Source organism: Streptomyces sp. NPDC026500 (genome assembly GCF_055567635.1).
This window is the reverse complement of record NZ_JBVHQB010000011.1, coordinates 50,088-68,616: the sequence shown is the minus strand read 5'-3', so window position 1 is coordinate 68,616 and position 18,529 is coordinate 50,088. Positions and strand designations below refer to the sequence as shown.

General features: G+C 70.8%; 8 protein-coding genes. All 8 read right to left on the bottom strand.

Features of this window, described 5'->3' with window-relative positions; all coding sequences use genetic code 11:
* Positions 1-22: 22 nt before the first annotated feature.
* Positions 23-1,627: an acyl-CoA carboxylase subunit beta gene (locus ACZ4N5_RS21115; RefSeq protein WP_467758590.1), complete on the bottom strand. Its 1,605-nt coding sequence runs from the start codon at positions 1,625-1,627 to the stop codon at positions 23-25.
* Positions 1,624-2,232, bottom strand: coding sequence for an NADPH-dependent FMN reductase (locus ACZ4N5_RS21110; protein WP_467758753.1), 609 nt, complete (start codon positions 2,230-2,232; stop codon positions 1,624-1,626). Before ACZ4N5_RS21110 ends, ACZ4N5_RS21115 begins: the two co-directional genes overlap by 4 nt.
* Before the next feature lie 41 nt (positions 2,233-2,273).
* Positions 2,274-2,480, bottom strand: coding sequence for an MbtH family protein (locus tag ACZ4N5_RS21105; RefSeq protein ID WP_467758589.1), 207 nt, complete (start codon positions 2,478-2,480; stop codon positions 2,274-2,276).
* Between the two features lie 17 nt (positions 2,481-2,497).
* Positions 2,498-3,733: a metal-dependent hydrolase family protein gene (locus ACZ4N5_RS21100; protein ID WP_467758588.1), complete on the bottom strand. Its 1,236-nt coding sequence runs from the start codon at positions 3,731-3,733 to the stop codon at positions 2,498-2,500.
* Positions 3,734-3,738: 5 nt separating this feature from the next.
* Positions 3,739-7,986, bottom strand: a complete 4,248-nt coding sequence (locus tag ACZ4N5_RS21095) for a type I polyketide synthase (RefSeq protein ID WP_467758587.1) — start codon at positions 7,984-7,986, stop codon at positions 3,739-3,741.
* Positions 7,983-12,431, bottom strand: a complete 4,449-nt coding sequence (locus ACZ4N5_RS21090) for a MupA/Atu3671 family FMN-dependent luciferase-like monooxygenase (protein ID WP_467758586.1) — start codon at positions 12,429-12,431, stop codon at positions 7,983-7,985. Before ACZ4N5_RS21090 ends, ACZ4N5_RS21095 begins: the two co-directional genes overlap by 4 nt.
* Positions 12,428-17,548 carry an amino acid adenylation domain-containing protein gene (locus tag ACZ4N5_RS21085; protein WP_467758585.1) on the bottom strand — a complete coding sequence of 1,707 codons (5,121 nt, stop codon included), beginning with the start codon at positions 17,546-17,548 and terminating at the stop codon, positions 12,428-12,430. Before ACZ4N5_RS21085 ends, ACZ4N5_RS21090 begins: the two co-directional genes overlap by 4 nt.
* Before the next feature lie 75 nt (positions 17,549-17,623).
* Positions 17,624-18,436 carry a DUF5829 family protein gene (locus ACZ4N5_RS21080; RefSeq protein ID WP_467758584.1) on the bottom strand — a complete coding sequence of 271 codons (813 nt, stop codon included), beginning with the start codon at positions 18,434-18,436 and terminating at the stop codon, positions 17,624-17,626.
* Between the last annotated feature and the right edge of the window lie 93 nt (positions 18,437-18,529).

Genomic DNA, 18,529 nt, shown 5'->3' with positions numbered 1-18,529 from the left:
GACTCCTGTCGTGTCGGTACCGTCACAGTGGAATGTTGCTGTGCTTCTTCGGCAACGGCGCGACCCGCTTCTTCCGCAGGGCACGCAGCGCGCGGATCACGGAAAGACGCGTCTCGGACGGCGCGATGATGTCGTCGACGCAGCCGTGTTCGGCCGCGACATAGGGACTGGTCAGCGTCTCCTCGTACTGTTCGCCGAGGGACCGCTCCAGCGTCACGGGGTCATCGGCCTCGGCGAGATCCCGGTGGAACAGCAGGTCGACACCGCCGCGGGCGCCCATCACGCCGATCTCCGCGGTGGGCCAGGCGAAGCAGATGTCCGCGCCCAGCTCCTTCGATCCCATCACGGCGTACCCTCCGCCGTACGCCCGGCGGGTGATGACCGTGATCTTGGGCACCGTGGACTCGATGTAGGCGAACCCGAGTTTGGCGCCCCGACGGATGATCCCCCCGTACTCCTGAACCGTGCCGGGCAGGAAGCCGGGAACGTCGACCAGGGTCAGGATCGGAATGCCGAACGCGTCACAGAACCGGACGAACCTGGCGGCCTTCTCCGCGGCGTCGATGTCCAGTGAGCCGGCCAGGTGCATGGGCTGGTTGGCCACCACGCCGATGCTGTGCCCTTCCATCCTGGCGAACCCGCAGAGGATGTTCGGCGCGAACTCAGGGTGCACTTCGAGCAGGTCCCCGTCGTCCACGAGCCGTTCGATCACCCGGTGCATGTCGTACGGCTGCTCGGAGGCGTCCGGGATCACCGAGTCCAGTTCGAGGTCCCCGGCCGTGCCCGCCGGATCGACACGGGTGGGGTAACTCAGCGGCTCGTCCAGGTTGTTGCTCGGGAGATACGACAACAGGTCCTTGACGTAGGCGAGGGCGTCCTCCTCGTCGGCCGCCATGTAGTGCGCGTTGCCGGTCCGCCGCGCGTGGACGCTCGCCCCGCCGAGCTCCTCCAGGCCCACCGTCTCTCCGGTCACCGAGCGGATCACGTCGGGGCCGGTCACGAACATGTGCGAGGTCCGCTTGACCATGACGATGAAGTCCGTCGCGGCCGGTGTGTAGACCGCGCCGCCGGCACACATGCCCATGATGACCGAGATCTGCGGGATCATGCCCGACGCGGTGACCACCCTCCGGGCCACCTTGCCGTACGCGGAGAGCGCGAGCACACCCTCCTGGAGCCGCGCGCCGCTGGAGTCGTTCATGCCGATCACCGGGCAGCCGATCTCCATGGCGATGTCGAGGAGTTTGCCCACCTTCTCCCCGAACACCTCGCCGACGCTGCCGTTGAAGGAGGTCGCGTCCTGGGCGTACACGCATACCTGACGGCCGTCGACGGTTCCCAGACCGGTGATCACGCCGTCGCCCATCGGGCGTCGGCCGTCGATGCCGAAGTTGGTCGAGCGATGGCGGGCCATCGGGTCGGTCTCCATGAAGGAGCCGTCGTCCAGGAGCAGTTCGATGCGCTCGCGCGCGGTGAGCTTGCCCAGTACGTGCTGTCGCCGCGCCGCCCGCTTTGATCCCGGCTCGCGTGCCTGCTGCTGCCGTTGTCTGAACCTCGCTATGCGCTCCGCCGTGGTGTGCCCTGCGGCAGGTGCCGTTCGAGGTGTGGGATCGGACTGTGAGGTCACCTGGTCGCCCCTGCCACGGTCTCGCTCGATCCACCGAACACCATGGCGAATTCGGTCACCTGACGGCCGACCGTCAGCAGCTGTGTCTCGAATCGGCGGCCGGTCTCGATGTCGGTTGAGGTCAGCGGATGCTCGGTCGTGTTCAGCGCGACCCCCAACGGGGTCGGCCAGCCGCGCAGCGCGTGAACGATGGACCGCAGCGCGCACAGAGTGGTCCCGGCGGACTGCCACCCTGCGGCGGTGACCACACAGCCGACCGCGCGTCCGTCCAGATAGGGCCGGGGAGCGTCGCTGAGGTCCTCCAGATAGTCCAGCGCGTTCTTGATCAACCCCGAGACGCCGCCGTGATAGCTGGGGCTGGCCAGCAGCACACCGTCCGCGCGGGCGAGGGCGTCCAACAGTTCGAGGGTGGGCTCGCTGCGCTCCGTCTGGTGCGGCTGGAAGAGCGGCAGCACGCCGAGGGACGCGGCATCGAAGAGACGCGTTCGGGCACCGGCCTCGGCGGCGCCCCGCAGGGCCGTCGCCAGCGCCCTGTCCGTCGTCGATCCAGGTCGTCCCGTGCCGCCGATCCCGACGACCAGCGGTTTCAACTCACTCGACCACATGGCCAAGTCGATCGTCTCCCTTCCCGGCCGCGGCCGACCGTTCAGTCGGCACGTACGCTGCGTGGGCGCATGTCCGTCCACACCTCTTCGATGTGGGCGAGGCAGTCCTCCTTGCCGCCCGAGAACCCCTCGGCATGCCAGCCGCCCGGTATCGGCAGCGACACGTCCCAGATCGAGTACTGCTCTTCCTCGTTGAGCACCACCGCGTAGCCGTCGGCTGCCTGCGGAGTGCTGCCGTGATCCGCCATTGGTTGCCTCTCCCCCGCTACTTGCGGGTGTCCTTGACGATGGTGCCGCCCTTCATCACGAGGACGACGCGGTCGGGGTTGTCGAAGAGTTCCGGCTCGGTGAGCGGATCGAAGTCCACCGCGACGAGATCGGCGTACTTGCCCGGCTCGATCGAGCCGATCTTGTCCGCGACGCGCATGATGGAGGCGTTCACCGAGGTGGCCGACATGATCGCCTCCCGCGCGCCGATGATCTTGGCCTTGAGGGCGATTTCCAGGCCTCGCCGGTTCTGGTTCGGTCCGATGAGATCGGAGCCGGAGCCGACGGGGACGCCCGCCTCCCGGGCGGCCAGCAGGCCGTCGGTCATGCCCTGCATCGTGTCGCCGACGCGTTCGCGGATCTGCGGCGGCAGTCCGTGCTGTTCGAAGTTCTCCGTGAGGACCTGGGCGATGGACAGGGTCGGCACGAGGCTGACGTCGCCGGCCGCCATCATCGCGGCGGTCTCCTCGTCGATCCCGGTCCCGTGCTCGACGCATTCCACGCCCGCCTTGACCGCGTTGTGGATGCCCGCGACATTGTGCGCGTGGACGGTGACGTAGGTGTGCCGGGCCCGCGCCTCACTCACCGCCGTGGCGATCTCCTCGATGGTGAACTGGGTGTCGTCCAGCGAGTCGGCAATGGACACCACCCCTCCGGTGACCGCCATCTTGAGGAAGCTCGCGCCCTGCCTGAAACACTCCCGAGCCGCCTTGCGCACCTCGTCGCAGCCGTCGGAGATACGGCCCGCGGCGGTCAGCCCGCGCACCCGGAAGTGGAAGGTCTCGTCCGGTGGCAGGAACGGCGAACCGAGGTGCCCGTGTCCACCGCACTGCACCAGGGGCGAAGCGGACGCCCAGATCCTGGGTCCGGGCACGAGCCCACGGCCCACGGTGCGCAGCACTCCGTGATCGATCCCGCCGCAGTCACGGACGGCGGTGAACCCCGCTTCCACGGTCTGGCGCAGTGTGCGGAAGATGTCCGCTGCCCGCTCGGCGACGGACAGTTCCATGTTGAGGACGGCCCGCATCTCGCTGGAGTGCCCGAGGTGGACATGCGCGTCGATGAGGCCGGGCAGCAGGGTCAGTCCGCTGAGATCGACAAGGTCGGCATCGCGCGCCGGTTCCCGTACATCCGTGGCGGCGATCCGATCACCGTCGATCAGCACCGAACCACGGTGCACCGGGTCACCGCCCAGTCCGTCGATGACCGTGGCGCCGGTCAGCAGTTGAGGCATTCCCGTCACTTCTCCGTCCTGGTGGTGGTCGCGCCGCGTTCGGGCGCGGGCAGCAGTCGTCGGCGTACGAAGAACCCGAGCATCCGCTGGAAGAAGAGGGAGTCCAGGGCCGGCGCGGGTGCCTGTCCGGGTGCCATCGCGCGCAGGACGTTGCCGCAGTCGATGGCGGGAGTCCGCCGGTCGGCCACCTCTCCGAGCATGGCCATCAGCGGTGCCAGGGCGTTGTCCTCGCCCTCCCGGTCCACCTGCTCCACGAGCGCCGCACGCCACTCGTCGAAGGGCACGCTGCGCACGGGATACCCGAACTCCCTGATCCTCTCGAAGATGTGGTTCCACCGGAGCGGCCGCGGGTCGATGGTGTGGAACGTCCGATTGCGGGATTCGGGCCCCTGGGAGAGTCCGACGACCTGCCGCGCCAGGTGGTCGACCGTGCCGACGGACAGTTCGTACGCGCGCAGCGGTGCGAGCCCCAGCTGGACGCACCCCTGGATCACCTTGGTGACGTAGTCCTCGGTGTTGGCGGCGCCGTTGCGGCTGTCGCACAGCACGCCGCCCGCGCGGTAGACCGACACCGGGATCCCACGCTCCCGGGCGAGCCCGACCAGGCCTTCGGCCACCCACTTGCTCTGGCTGTACGCGGTGTCGTGGCCGACCGGATCGGGCAGCGGGTCGTCCTCGCGAAGGATGTCCCGCTCGCCGTTCATCGCACCGGCGAGGACCGCCAGTGTGGAGATGTGATGCACGGGTTTGAGGCGCGACCGGGCGGCCAGCCGCAGAATCTCCTGGGTGCCGAGCACATTGGCCGACTTCAGGGCACGGTAGGGGCGAACGAAGTTGACCCACGCTCCGCAGTGGTAGATGGCGTCGACCTGCGCGGCCAGCCGGTCGAAGCCCTCCGGCGTCAGGCCGAGCAGCGGCTTGGCCAGGTCGCCGGTCACCACGCGCAGCCGGCTCCCGGGTGCCGGCAGGCCGTACGAGTCCAGCGTGGAGCGGAGCCGTTCGAGTCCCTCCGCCTCGTCCGCGGCCCGTACCAGGCACACGACCGTGGCATCGGTGCGTTCCAGCAGTTCGGCGCAGAGGAAGGCGCCGACGAACCCGGTGGCACCGGTGAGCAGCACGACCCTCGGCGGGCCGTCGTGCGGAGCGGGCAGATCGCCCGCCCGGATGTCCTCGTCCAGCAGCACCTCGTCCTCCAGGACCGGGCCCGTGGGCACGGCCGGGGCATCCGTGCGGCCCAGCGCGCGGTCGACCACGGCGGCCAGCGCTGAGACCGTCGGCGCCCCCAGCACGTCCCGGGCGGCGAGGCCGGTGACGCCCATGCGCCGCAGGTGGCGGGTCGCCTGCGTCACCATCAGCGAGTGCGCGCCCAGATCGAAGAAGTCGTCGTCGACTCCGATCCGGTCGACACCCAGCAAGCTGCACCAGATGTCAGCCACTTGGCGTTCCGTCTCGGTGCGTGGAGCCACCCGCCCGTCGGCGTCGAGCCCGGCCGCCTCCGGTGCCGTGTCCTCGAAGTCCGGCTCCGGCTCGGACTCGTTGTGCGGCCGGGGCCGCCCCGCGTCGACCCAGTGCCGCTCGGCCTTGAACGGATAGGCGGGCAGGCTCACCCGGCGCGGGGCGGCCTCGCCGTGGAAGGCGTTCCAGTCGACGGGAACCCCCTGCTGCCACAGGCGGCCGACGGCGGTGACCAGGTGGGCCAGATCGGGCGTCGGGTCGCGCGGCAGCCCCATCGTGGAGACCGCGACCGGGGTCGGCGCCATCCGCTGGGCGGTGGCCAGCGACGTCAGCGCCCTGCCCGGACCGACCTCCAGCAGCAGGCGGCCGGACCGGTCGAGAACACTGCGGACCCCGTCGGCGAACCGCACCGGCCGACGCAGGTGCCGCGCCCAATAAGCGGCGGTCGTGGCCTCCACCGGAGTGATCCAGGTGCCGGTGACACTGGAGACGAAGGGTATCTCCGGCTTGGACAGCGCGAGTCGCTCCACCTCGCGGGTGAAGTCCTCGAGATAGGGGTCGACCATCCACGAGTGGCTGGCCACCGGCACGCTCACCTTGCGGCAGTCGATGTCCCGCGCGCGGAGGTCGGTGAGCAGCGCCGCGATGTCCTCGTCCGGCCCCGAGACCACCGTCAGATCGGGTGCGTTGACCGCCGAGACCGACACGCGGTCGGACAGCAGGGGCAGCAGTTCCTCCTCGGGCTGCCGTACGACGAGCATCCGGCCCGGCGGCATCTTCTCGAACAACTCGCCGCGGGCGAGGGTGATGTCGAGCGCGCCCTGGAGGGTGAACACCCCGGCGAGGCAGGCGGCGACATACTCGCCCAGGCTGTGGCCGATCATCGCCGCCGGGCGTATCCCCCAGGCCATCAGCTGACGTGCCAGCGCGTACTCGATGGTGAACAGCGCCGACACCACGCCGGCCCCCTGGCCACGCCCCATGGTGGCGGCGCCGCCGGCGACTTCCTTGCCGCTCAGCGGGGTGAAGGCGGCCGGGAAGAGAAGCCTGCGCAGGTCGAACCCGAGCCTCGGCGCCAGCAGTTCGGCGCACTGGTCCACCTCGGTACGGAACACCTTCTCCGAGCGGTAGACGTCCAGGCCCATGTTCGGGTGCTGCATGCCGCCGCCGGGAAAGGCGAAGACCGCCTCGTGTCCTCCGTCCGGCGCGGCTTTGGTGATCAGCCGGTCCGGTTCGTCCCCCCGCAGCGCGCGCACCGCGTCGGTGGTGTCCGTACAGACCGTGAACCTGCGCACGCCGAAGCTCCGTCGGCCGTCCTGCAGCGTGAACGCCACGTCTGCCAGCGTCTGGGACGGATCGGCGCGCTCGAGGTGGGCGGCCAGTCGCTCGGTCACGGCGTCCACCGTGGACCGGTCACGTCCGGAGACGGGCAGCAGCTGCCACTCCCGCGGCTGGGCCGACGAGCGCTCGGCAGCGGCGGCCGGTGCCTGTTCGATGACGACATGCGCGTTGGTGCCGCCCACCCCGAACGAGCTCACCCCGGCCCGCCGCGGTCCGCTCGCCGGCCGCCAGTCGCGGGCGCCGTCCGGCACGTAGAACGGCGTGTGCTCCAGCTGGAGTTCGGGATTGAGCCGGGTGAAGTTCGCGGTGGGTGGGATCTGCGCGTGATGCACGGCGAGGGCGGCCCGCATGAGTCCTGCGGCACCGGCCGCCGCGTCCAGGTGCCCGATGTTGGCCTTGACCGAGCCCAACGCGCAGCGGCCCACGGCGTCGTCGGGCGGCTGGAAGGCCTGCGTCAGCGCGGTGACCTCGATCGGGTCGCCCACCTGGGTGGCGGTGCCGTGCGCCTCCAGATAGCCGATGGTGGACGGATCGACGTCGGCCACGGCCAGCGCCGAAGCGATCACCCGGGCCTGGCCGTCGACGCTGGGGGCGGCGAATCCCGCCTTCATCGAGCCGTCGTTGTTGACCGCGGAACCCCGGATCACGGCGTAGACGTGGTCACGGTCGGCCAGCGCCTCGGACAGCCTGCGCAGCACGAGCACCACGGCGCCGTTGCCCGGCACCGTGCCCGAGGCCTTCGCGTCGAACGGGCGGCATCGGCCGTCGCCGCTGAAGAGTCCGCTGTCCGCGACTGGATAGCCGGCCTTCAGCGGCACGTTGACCGTCACACCGCCGGCGAGCGCGACATCGCACTCGTAACCGAGCAGCGACTGGCAGGCGAGGTGGGTGGCGGCCAGCGAGGTCGAGCAGGCCGTCTGCACCGTGTAGGCCGGACCGGTCAGGTCGAGCAGATGGGCGACCCGGGTGGCGAGGAAGTCCTTGTCGTTGAACATCCGCGCCGCCGGAGCCATCGGCGAGCGCAGGAAGCGGGGGTTGGTGTTCAGGTTCTGGGCCATGTACTTGTTCATGAACGAGCCCCCGAACACGCCGACGGTGCCGTCGAAGCGTGCCGGGTCGTGGCCGAAGTCCTCCATGGCCTCCCAGGCGGTCTCGCAGAAGACGCGCTGCTGGGGGTCCATCGTCTCGGCCTCGCCCGCGGTGAATCCGAAGAAGGAGGCGTCGAAGTGGTCCGCGCCCGCCAGATGACCGGACGCGGGGACGTAGTCGGGATCGGCCAACGTCTCCTTGTCGATGCCCGCGGCCGCCAGTTCCTCCTGCCCGAACCAGGTGATCGACTCGACCCCGTCGCGCATGTTGCGCCAGAAGTCCTCGACCGTCCTGGCCCCCGGTACCCGGCAGGCCAGGCCGACGATGGCCACCGGCTCGACGCCCTCCAACTCCTCGCCGCCCGTCACGCCCCGCTCCGTTCCGCTCGTCGCTTCGCCTGCCGGACGAGCGCGTCGGCCCGCCTGCCCGCCGCCCTGCGCGCCTGGTCCAGTCCGTCGCGGCCCCCCGCGGCCGCCGCACCCGTGGTGTCGAACGCCGCGACCAGAGCCCGCACCGTGGGGTAGCGGAAAATGTCCACGAGGGACAGCCGATCGCCGAGCACGGGTTGCAACCGTGCCCTGGCCTGCACGGCGAGCAGCGAGTTTCCGCCCGCCTCGAAGAAGTTGTCGTCCATGCCGATCCGGTCCGCGAGCAGCACCCCGGCCAGTGCTTCGGCCACCTGGCGCTCCTTGTCGTTGCCCGGCGGCCGGTAGACGACGGCCGGCCGGTTCTCCAGGGTGGGCAGCCTCTTGCGGTCCACCTTGCCGTTGGCCGTCATCGGCAGGGCGTCGAGGAAGACGATGTCCGCGGGAACCATGTAGTCCGGCAGCGACTTGGCACCGAACGCGCGCAGCGCCGCGGGCGTCGGAGCGTCCGGTCCGTGCGGAACAGGCACGCAGTGGGCGACCAGGCGGCTGCGCCCGCCGTCCCCGCGCACCGTGACGACGACGGCGCGCACATCCGGATGCGCGCCCAGGGTGTTCTCGATCTCACCGAGTTCGATGCGGTGGCCGAGGACCTTGACCTGATGGTCCAGACGGCCGAGGAACTCCAGGTCACCGTCGGCGCGCCGGCGCACCAGGTCGCCGGTGCGGTAGAGCCGGGCCCCGGGATCCGCGGAGAAGGGGTCCGGGATGAAGCGTTCCGCGGTGAGCGCGGGCCGGCCGAGGTATCCGCGCGCGACACCGGGGCCACCGAGGAGCAGTTCCCCGGGTACGTTCGCGGCCGTCGGCCGCAGATAGGCGTCGACGACATACGCCCGTACGTTGACCAGTGGACGTCCGATCGTCACCGGCTTCGCCGGCCCGGGAACGCCGACTGACGCCGTCGTCGCCCAGACCGTCGCCTCGGTGGGGCCGTACATGTTGTGCGCCCGGCCGGGAAGCAGTGTCGCCAGTCGCTCGGCGAGCGGGGCGGGCAGCGCCTCGCCGCCGACCAGCAGCCGGTCCAGCCCGGCGAGGGCGGCGGCCGCCTCGTCCTCGGCCAGCAGCCCCGCCACCGAGGGCGTGCACTGCAGATGGCTGACCCGGTGCCGTACGAGCTGCGCCGCGATGGGCTCGTCGGCCTCCGCGGCGCGCCGCCGGGCCTCGCTCAGCTCGCGTGTCGTCGCGAGGTGTTCCAGGGAGGCGAGCACCGTCTCGTGCTCGACGCCGAAGTCGATGAGGCAGGCGACCTCGTCGACCCCGATCGACTTGAGCCGGTCGATCACGTCGGCGCAGTGTTCCGGCGTGCCGAGCAGGCCCGACGTCTCGAAGAACCGGTCGAAGGCCTGCGCGACGAGGTGGTCCAGCTCGTCCTCGGGCAGCGTGCGCAGATCGATTTCCCGGCCCATCGCCTGGCCGAGCCTGGTCAGCAGGTCGAAGGAGGACTTGATGTACGCGCGCAGCGGGTCGCGCACGGTCTCACGCACCTCGTCGGTGTCGGTCCCGACGAAGGTGTGGAGCATGACCGTCACCTGGCCGGCGCCCGGATGCGCGGCCGTGCGCCAGGCCTCGCGGTAGAGCTGGATCTTCTCCGCGAGCTGCTCGACGCTGTGCCCGAGGAGATGGGTCAGCAGGCCCGCGCCGCTCTCTCCGGCGAGCTGGAAGGTCTCCGGACTGCGCGCGCTGGTGACCCACACCGGCAGTTCGTCCTGCACGGGCGCCGGGAAGACGCGTACGTCCGTCTCGGTGTCGGCCCCGTTGCGGCGGCGTACGGTCTCGCCCCGCCACAGCCGACGCAGCTCGTCGAGGCCGCTCATCATGGCCTTCTTGCGGTCGGCGTAGGCGTCGGGCGCCAGCACGAAGTCGTCCGGCTGCCAGCCGGAGGCGATCGAGACGCCGACCCGCCCGTGGGAGATGTTGTCCACGACGGACCACTCCTCGGCCACCCGGAGCGGATCGTGCAGCGGCAGGACGACGCTGCCCGCCCGTACGTCCACGCGCTCGGTGACGGCCGCGATCGCGGACGCGGTGACCGACGGATTCGGGTACAGACCGCCGAACTCGTGGAAGTGCCGCTCCGGCGTCCACACCGCCGAGAACCCGTTCCGGTCGGCGAACCGGGCGCCCTCGAGCAGCAGCCGGTACGCGTCACCCGGCTCGCCTCCCCGGTCGCCGCCGAAGTAGAACAGGCTCAGGTCCACGGGGCGGGCCTGCACGGCGGATGTGACGGCCGGGCCGTCCGACCCGGTGTCGGCGCCGCCCGCGCGGGGTTCGTCGCCGCGGATGACCACCCGGTACCCGTGAGCCAGTGTCCACAGCAGCTCCAGCACCGAGATGTCGAAGGACATGCTGGTGACGGCGAGCCAGGTGCCGGGTGAGTCCCCGCCGAGCACCTTGTCCATGCCGCCGAAGAACGTCTGGACGTTGCGGTGCGAGAGCATCACGCCCTTGGGCCTGCCGGTCGACCCCGAGGTGTAGATCACATACGCGAGATGCCGCGGCAGGACGGTGGCGGCCCGGCCGGGCCGGGCGGGTGCCTCGTCCGACTCGGGCGTGTCGAGCAGCAGTGCCGACGCGGGCAACCCCGCGACACGACGGGCCAGGGCCGCTCGCGTCACGATCACCGGCGTGCGTGAGTCCTCGACCATGAACGCGATCCGGTCCGCCGGATAGTCGGGGTCGAGCGGAAGATAGGCGCCGCCGGCCTTGAGGACGGCCAGCAGGGTGACGACCATGTCGGGGGAACGGTCCAGATAGACACCGACGGGCACGTCCGGGGCGAGTCCGTACGCGCGCAGCCGGGCCGCCAGCGCCTCTGCGCGCCGGTCCAGTTCCCGGTAGGTGATCGCCTCGGACGGCTGCTGGTCCGCGCCCAGCAGCGCCGGGGCGTCGGGCGTCCGGGCGGCCTGCCGGGCGATCAGTTCGTGCACCAGCACGTCCGGCACGGGCTCCGCGGGCGGGTTCCAGTCCATGAAGACGTGGCTGGTCTCGTCGGGGGACAGCACGGGCAGATGCCGCAGTCGGGTGTCCGGGTCGGCCACGGCAGCGGCCAGGACGGCGCCGAACTGGTCACCGATCGAGCGGGCCGTGTCCTCCTCGAAGAGGTCGGTGCTGTATTCGAGGCGGGCCGACAGCCGGTCGCCGGCCCGGGTCAGGCTCAGGGTGAGGTCGAACTTCGCGGTCTCGGTGTCGCCCGGCACCAGCCGTACCTCACACCCCGGCAGGACCAGGCCGTCCCCGTCACCCTCGTGGTAGCTGAACATGAGCTGGAAGAGCGGATTGTGGGCCGGGTCGCGGCTGGGCTGAAGCTCCTCGACCAGCTTCTCGAAGGGCAGCTCCTGATGCGCGACCGCGGCCCGGCTCTCGTCCCGGGACCGAGCAACCAGCTGCCTGAAGGTCGGCTCGCCGGAGACGTCGACGCGCTGGACCACGGTGTTGGTGAAGAAGCCGATGAGCGGCTGCAGGGCGGTCCTGGTCCGTCCCGCCACGGGTGATCCGACGATCACCTCGTCGCCGCCGGCCCGCGAGTGCACCACCGCGGCGAAAGCGGCCAGCAGCACCGCGAACGGTGTGGCGCCGCTGGAGCGGGCCAACTCGCCCACCTTCCGAGTGACTTCGGGACCGATGGCGAAGTCCAGATGGGCGCCCAGGTGGCTCTGTGTGGGAGGCCTCGGACGATCCGCGGGCAGCGTCGCGAGGGCCGGGGTGCCGGCGAGCCGCTCCCGCCAGTACCCCAGCATCTCTTCCAGCGGCTCCCCCGTGAGCCGGGCCATCTGCTCCTCGGCGAAGGCCGTGTACTGCACCCGCACGGGTGCGAGCTCCGGCTGCCGACCGGACGTGAACGCCCCGTACAGTTCGGACAGTTCGCGGCCGAGGACGCCGAGCGACCATCCGTCACAGGCGATGTGGTGCAGGCTCAGGCAGAACCAGTGCTCGTCGGGCGCGAGCCTCAGCAGCAGTGGCCGTACGGGCAGGTCCGAGGCCAGATCGAACGGCCGGCCGGCCTCCGTCCGGCACTCCTGCTCCGCCTCGAGAGCCGGGTCGGGCCGGGCGGACAGATCGCGGACCGGGATGGTCACCGGCTCCGCCGGCCGGACGAACTGGCGCGGCATGCCGTCCACCGACCGGTAGACCGTACGCAGCACGTGATGCCGGCGGACCACCTGACCGAGCGCGTGCTCCATGGCCGCGACGTCCAGCGGGCCGCTGATCCGGTAGATGAGGGGGACGACGTAGACCGCGCTGCCCGGGTCGAGCTGGTCGAGGAACCACAGGCGCTGCTGGGGGTAGGAGAGGGGGTGATGGCGCTCCGAGATACGTCGCTTGAGCCGCTCGGCGAGCTGGGCCCGCCGGTCGTCGGCCGAGCCGCCGGGGAGAGTGCCGTCCGTCATCGTTCGACCTCGTTCTCAGCCATGTCACGCAAGAGTGCGTTCACCTCGTCGTCGGAGAGTTCGTCGATCCGGTCGAGCAGATCCTGGTCGGCATCGGCATCGGCTCCGTCGACGGTGCCGACCGCGCGCGGAGTGCGGTCACCGGCCGCGGACGCGAGCGCGGCGTCCACCGCGACGGCGAGGCGCTCCACGGTCGGGGCGCCGAGGAAGCCGCGCAACGGCACATCCACGACGAACAGTTCATTGACCCGGCTCATCAGGCGCATCGCCAGCAGAGAGTTCCCGCCGAGCATGAAGAAGTCGTCCGCCGCCCCGACCTGGGGGACGCCGAGCATCTCCGCGATGAGCTCGACCAGTGTCCGTTCGGTCGCGGTGCGCGCAGGTACATGGCCGTCGAGCGGTAGCCGGCTGTCGTCGAGCGCAGGCAGCGCGGCCCGGTCGACCTTGCCGCTGGGGGTGAGGGGCATCGACGCCACTTCGGCGTACGCCGCGGGCAGCAGATACGGGGGCAGCGTCCGGGCCAGAAAGTCCCGCAGTTCTGCCGGGGAGGGCGCGGACCGGCCCGGCGCGGGCGCCACATGGGCGACCAGCCGCCGGCCCGACGGGGCCTCCTCGACGACCACGGCGGCCTGGCCGACCCCGGGGTGGGCGCCGAGCGCCGTCTCGACCTCTCCCGGCTCGATCCGGAAACCGCGGATCTTGACCTGGTTGTCCGCCCTGCCGAGGAATTCCACCGTTCCGTTCCGGCGGTAGCGCGTCACATCGCCCGTGCGGTACATCCGCGTTCCGTCACCGGCGAAGGGGTCGGGCAGGAACCGCTCGGCGGTCAGCCGGGGGCGGTTCGCGTAGCCGCGGGCCACACCCGGTCCGCCGATGTACAGCTCGCCGGGCACGCCGACCGGTACGGGCCGCAGGTAGGGGTCGAGCACATACGCCGTGGTGTTGGCGATGGGCCTGCCGATGGGTACCGAGGGCGTACCGTCCGGCAGTTCCTCGATCAGGTGGCACAACGCGAACGTCGTGGTCTCGGTGGGCCCGTAGCCGTTGAGCAGCCGCAGCGGACGCTCGGCCGCGGGAGCGTCCAGCAGTTGCCGTACCCGGCTCGCATTCAGCACATCGCCGCCGACCAACAGATGGGTGAGCCCTCCGAAAGCCGCCGGGTTCTGGGTCATCACCTCCGTGAACAGCGCCGAGGTGAGGAACATGCTGGTGATGCGGTGCTCGCTCAGCGCCCTCGCCAGCCCGCCGGGAGTGAGCAGCCGATCCGCGTCGATCACGACCAGCGCGCCGCCGTGCAGCAGCGCGCCCCACAACTCGAAGGTGAGCGCGTCGAAGGAGGCGTCGGCGACCTGCGCGAATCGCTCGTCCGGACCGAAGGAGACGTAGTCGGTGCCGCACACCAGCCTGAGGACCGAGCGGTGTTCGACCATCACGCCCTTGGGCCTGCCGGTGGAGCCGGAGGTGAACAGGACGTACGCCAGGCTGTCGGGTGCGGCCTGCGGGGTCGGCGCGTGCGCCGGGGCGGCGGCCAGTTCCCCGGCCACCTCGTCCAGGACCAGCGTCCGGGCCGCCCCCGGGATCACCCGCCCCTTCAGGTCCGCGCGTGTCACCACGAGCGGCGCGGCGACGTCGTCGAGCATCGCGCTGAGCCGCTCCGCCGGATAGCCGGGGTCGAGGGGTACGTATCCCCCGCCCGCCTTGAGGACCGCCAGCAGCGCCATCACCATCTCGTCGCCACGTTCCAGCAGTACGCCCACGGGCACGTCCCTGCCGACGCCCCGCGCCCGCAACAGGTGGGCCAGGCGGTTGGCCCGCTCCTCCACCTCCGCGTAGGTGTGGGACTTCGCGCCGCCGACGAGCGCCGTCGCGTCCGGCCGGGCGGTCGCCCGCTCGGCGAAGAGTTCGGGGACGGTGCGGTCGTGGGGGAACGGTGTCGTCGCTCCCCGCGATCCCTGGAGAACGCCGGTGAACTCGTCGTCGGTGAGCAGGGGGAGCCGCTCGTAGGAGAGTTCGGGGGCGTCGAGTGCCGCGTCGAGGAAGGTCGTGTAGTACTGGACCATCCGGCGCATGGTCTCGGGGTCGAAGAGGGCGGAGGCGTACTCCCAGATCAGGGTGATGGCCGCGTCGTCGTCACCGACTCCGTGACCGGCGCGCTGCTCCGCGCGGGGGATGACCACCACGTTGATGTCGGTCTTCGCGGTGTCGTTGTGCAGCTCCAGCACGGAGCCGCGGACGCCCATGAAGTCCAGGTCCGGGATCTGCGAGTCGTGGAAGCTGAACATGACCTGGAACAAGGGGTTGCGGGCGGGGTCGCGGGGCAGCGCCAGGGCGTCGACGAGCCGGTCCAGCGGCATGTCCTGCCATTCGTGGGCCCGTCCGACGGTGTGGTGGACCCGCTGGACCAGCGCGTCGAAGCCCGGCTGCCCGGACAGATCGACGCGCAGCGGCACCGTGTTGACGACCATGCCCATCATCTGCTCGATCTCGGTCAGCCGCCGGTTGGCGACCCCGCTGCCGACGACCACGTCGTGCTGACGGCTGTAGCGCGACATCACCGCCGAGAAGCCGGCGAGCATCGTGGAATAGAGGGTGGTGCCACGGGAGCGGCTGTAGGAGCGCAGCTTGCGGCACAGTTCCGCGGGCAGGTCGATGCGCACCGAGGAGCCCTCGAAGCTTTGCACAACCGGTCGTGGACGGTCCGTGGGCAGCTCCAACGCGGCCGGTATGCCGTCGAGTTCCCTGGTCCAGTGCGCGAGATACGCCTCCAGGGCGTCACCGCGCAGCCACTCCCGCTGCCACAGCGCGAAGTCGGAGTAGCCGATGGGCGGCTCGGGCAGCGGCGACGGCTCGTTCCGGGCCAGACTCGGGTAGAGCTCCTGCAGTTCACGCAGGAAGAGCGCGTACGACCAGCCGTCGTGCACCAGATGGTGTTCGACGTGCACGAGCGTGTGGTCGGCCTCGCCGTGCCGGATCAGCGCCCAGCGGACCAGCGGCGGCGTGGTGAGGTCGAAGGGCGCCCGCACGGTCTCCCGCACGATGTCGGCGGCGCGTTCCGCCCGCTCGGCGTCGTGCAGACCGGTCAGGTCGTGCAGCGGCAGCAGAACCGGCACCGTCGGCTGCGGGCACTGCACGGGCCGGCCGTCGACCTCCCGGAACGAGGTACGGAACACCTCGTGGCGCCGCACGATCTCGATGAGCGTGGCGTGCAGTGCGTCGACGTCGAGCGGACCGTGCAGCCGGATCGTGGCCTGCGCGTTGTACGCGAGGTTGCCCGGCGCGAGCTTCTCCAGGAACCAGATGCGCTCCTGGGGGAAGGACAGCGGTACCGGTGTGTCACCGTTCCCGCGTGCGCCGGCCCGGATCGGTGGCACGGTCGGCCCGGTGGCCGCCGAGTCGATCAGGAGGGCCATCTTCGCCACGGTGCGTGCCTCGAACAGGCTCCGCAGGGGAAGCTCGCGGCCGAGCTCCGAGCGCACGCGGGCGGCCAGTCGCCCCGCGAGCAGTGAGTGGCCTCCGAGGGCGAAGAAGTCGTCGTCGGCGCCGACCGAGTCGAGGGACAGCAGGTCGGCCAGCATGGCGGCGAGCGCCCGTTCGGTGGGAGTGCTGGGCTCCGTACGGTCGGAGGGTGTGCGGGATCCGCTGGGAGGCGCGGGAAGCCGGTCCCGGTCGATCTTGCCGCTCGGTGTCAGGGGCATCCGCTCCAGGGGCACGACGACGGCCGGCACCATGTGTTCCGGGAGCCGCTCGGCGAGATGGGCCCGCAGCTCCGCGGCGTCCAGGCCGGCACCCGTCGCGTAGGCGACGAGCCGCGGCCCCGCGCCGTCGTCGCGCGGAATCACCACGGCGTCGGTGACCCGCGCGTGCTCCGCCAGTCGTCGGGCGATCTCGTCCGGTTCGATGCGGAAGCCACGGATCTTGACCTGATGGTCCAGGCGGCCGAGGAACTCCAGCGAGCCGTCCTCCCGTTCGACCACGCGGTCACCGGTGCGGTACAGCCGGGCCCCGGGCTCCGTCGGGCCGGGGTCGGGGACGAACCGTTCCGCCGTCAGGCCCGGCCGACCGAGGTAACCACGCGCCACGCCGGGCCCGCCGATGAGCAGCTCGCCGGCCGTGCCCGGGGGCACCGGTCGCAGCGACGCGTCGACGACCAGAGTGCGGGCGCCGCGGATGGCCGTGCCGATGGAGGGCTTGCCGCCGCCGGGGGTCAACTCGGCGACCGTGGCCCACACGGTGGTCTCCGTGGGCCCGTACGCGTTGAACATCCGGCGTCCGGGCAGCCACTGTTCGACGAGGTGTTCCGGCAGCGCCTCGCCGGCGCACACCAGCACCGCCAGATCTTCCAGCGTGGTCTCGGGCAGCGTGGCCAGCACCGAGGGCGGCAGCGTGAGATGGGTGATGCGGCGCTCGCGCAGGAAGTCCGCGAGGCCGGGGCCGGGCGCGATGTCGTCGCGCGGCGCGAGCACCAGGGTGGCGGACGCGTACAGCGCCATCGCCATTTCGAAGACCGAGGCGTCGAAACTGGTCGGCGCGAACTGCAGCACCCGGTCGTCCGGTCCGACGCCGAAGGTGTCGACCTGCGCGCGGGCCAGATTGGCCAGTCCGCGGTGGGTGAGTGCGACGCCTTTGGGACGACCGGTGGACCCCGAGGTGTAGATCACGTAGGCGAGTTGGTCGGGTGCCGGACGCGGCCACGGCTGCCCGGCGGCGGGCGTCCTCGGCGCGGCGGGACCCGCGTCCGGGCTGATGGTCTCCAGACCGTCGTACGCCGGGTCGCGCGCGGTGTCGGCATCGGCGACGAGCAGGCAGAGCCCGGAGTCGGCGATCATGTAGCGGAGCCGGTCGGCCGGGTAGGCGGGGTCGAGCGGGAGCCAGGCCGCACCGGCGCGCAGGATACCGAGCACCGCCGACGGCAGATGGAGCGAGGGACTCGCCGCGACCCCGACCACGGTGTCCCGGCCGGCACCCCTGCGGATGAGCTCCGCGGCCAGCCGGGCCGATCTGTCGTCCAATTCACGGTACGACAGCCGCTGATCACCGAACTCGACCGCTGTCGCTTCCGGTGTCGCCGCGACATTCCGGTCGAATATCTCACTGAACAGTGGAGTCGTCTCAGGCATTTTTCTTGGGCTCCCCTATTGCACTCGACCTGCCATGACCGAATTGACCTTCCTGGCCCGTCCGCAAAGGATCACTCAGTGCGGCTGAGTGAAGCTCCACCGCGCGGTCTCCGCCGATTCGATGACCAGTCGCGAGGTCTCGCCGAATCGGAATTCCCTGGGCATCGATGGGTCGTACGCCTCGGGGTCCAGGCCGATCTCGATTTCCTTTACGTGTTCCAGACCTTCGCCGGTCTCCAGTCGCACGGTGAGGCCCGGACCGCGTAGTTCACGTACTCCGGAAGTGGTTTCGGCGTCTACGTAGCCGAAGACCGCGAGTGCGTCGGCGAGGCGTCGGCCGCGCTCCGCGGCGACCGAAAGCGTCACCCCGGAGACGTCCCTCATCAGCCTGTTCCCGCCCGCGACGGCGCCGAGCGCCGCGTCCAGATAGTTCTTCCGGGGCAGCTTGCCGTCCGGCGTGGGGCGGGCACCGAGGGAGTGGAAGTACTCGGGCGTCACCTCGTTGAGGAAGAGCAGCAGCGGGCTGCCCTCACCCAGGTCGACGCTGATCAGGTGGTACCAGGGCTGCTGCTCGTCCATGCCCTCCACCGAGCGACGCACCAGATCGTGGTGGTACTTGACCTCACCCGAGGCATCCAGCAGGGCACGGGCACGCTCGGCGGATCCCGGCTCCTCGAACGAGAACACCAGGCCGCCCGTGAGCGGCGACGCGCTGGGCATGTCGCTGCCGAACAACTCGATCAAGGTGTTTTCGCCGGCCACTCCCAGGGTGGAGTACTGCCCGGCGACGGAGCTCTCCGCCTCCTTGCGCTTGATCCTTCCGAAGTCCCGCGCCAGGAATCCACTCGACGTCACGTCGCGATGCGCCGCACCGTCGAGCAGCACCATGACGTGGTCGAGGCAAGGAACCGGTCCCCCATTCGCTGCGGATCCACTGGTCACCGTATGCTCCGATCCCGCTCGAATTGATGGTCTGACGAA

Excerpts from the sequence above, each read along its gene's own strand:
- ACZ4N5_RS21110 (WP_467758753.1), bottom strand. The coding sequence starts at position 2,232 with ATGTGGTCGAGTGAGTTGAAACCGCTGGTCGTCGGGATCGGCGGCACG.
- ACZ4N5_RS21105 (WP_467758589.1), bottom strand. The coding sequence starts at position 2,480 with ATGGCGGATCACGGCAGCACTCCGCAGGCAGCCGACGGCTACGCGGTG.
- ACZ4N5_RS21100 (WP_467758588.1), bottom strand. The coding sequence starts at position 3,733 with ATGCCTCAACTGCTGACCGGCGCCACGGTCATCGACGGACTGGGCGGT.
- ACZ4N5_RS21090 (WP_467758586.1), bottom strand. The coding sequence starts at position 12,431 with ATGACGGACGGCACTCTCCCCGGCGGCTCGGCCGACGACCGGCGGGCC.
- ACZ4N5_RS21085 (WP_467758585.1), bottom strand. The coding sequence starts at position 17,548 with ATGCCTGAGACGACTCCACTGTTCAGTGAGATATTCGACCGGAATGTC.
- ACZ4N5_RS21080 (WP_467758584.1), bottom strand. The coding sequence starts at position 18,436 with ATGGTGCTGCTCGACGGTGCGGCGCATCGCGACGTGACGTCGAGTGGA.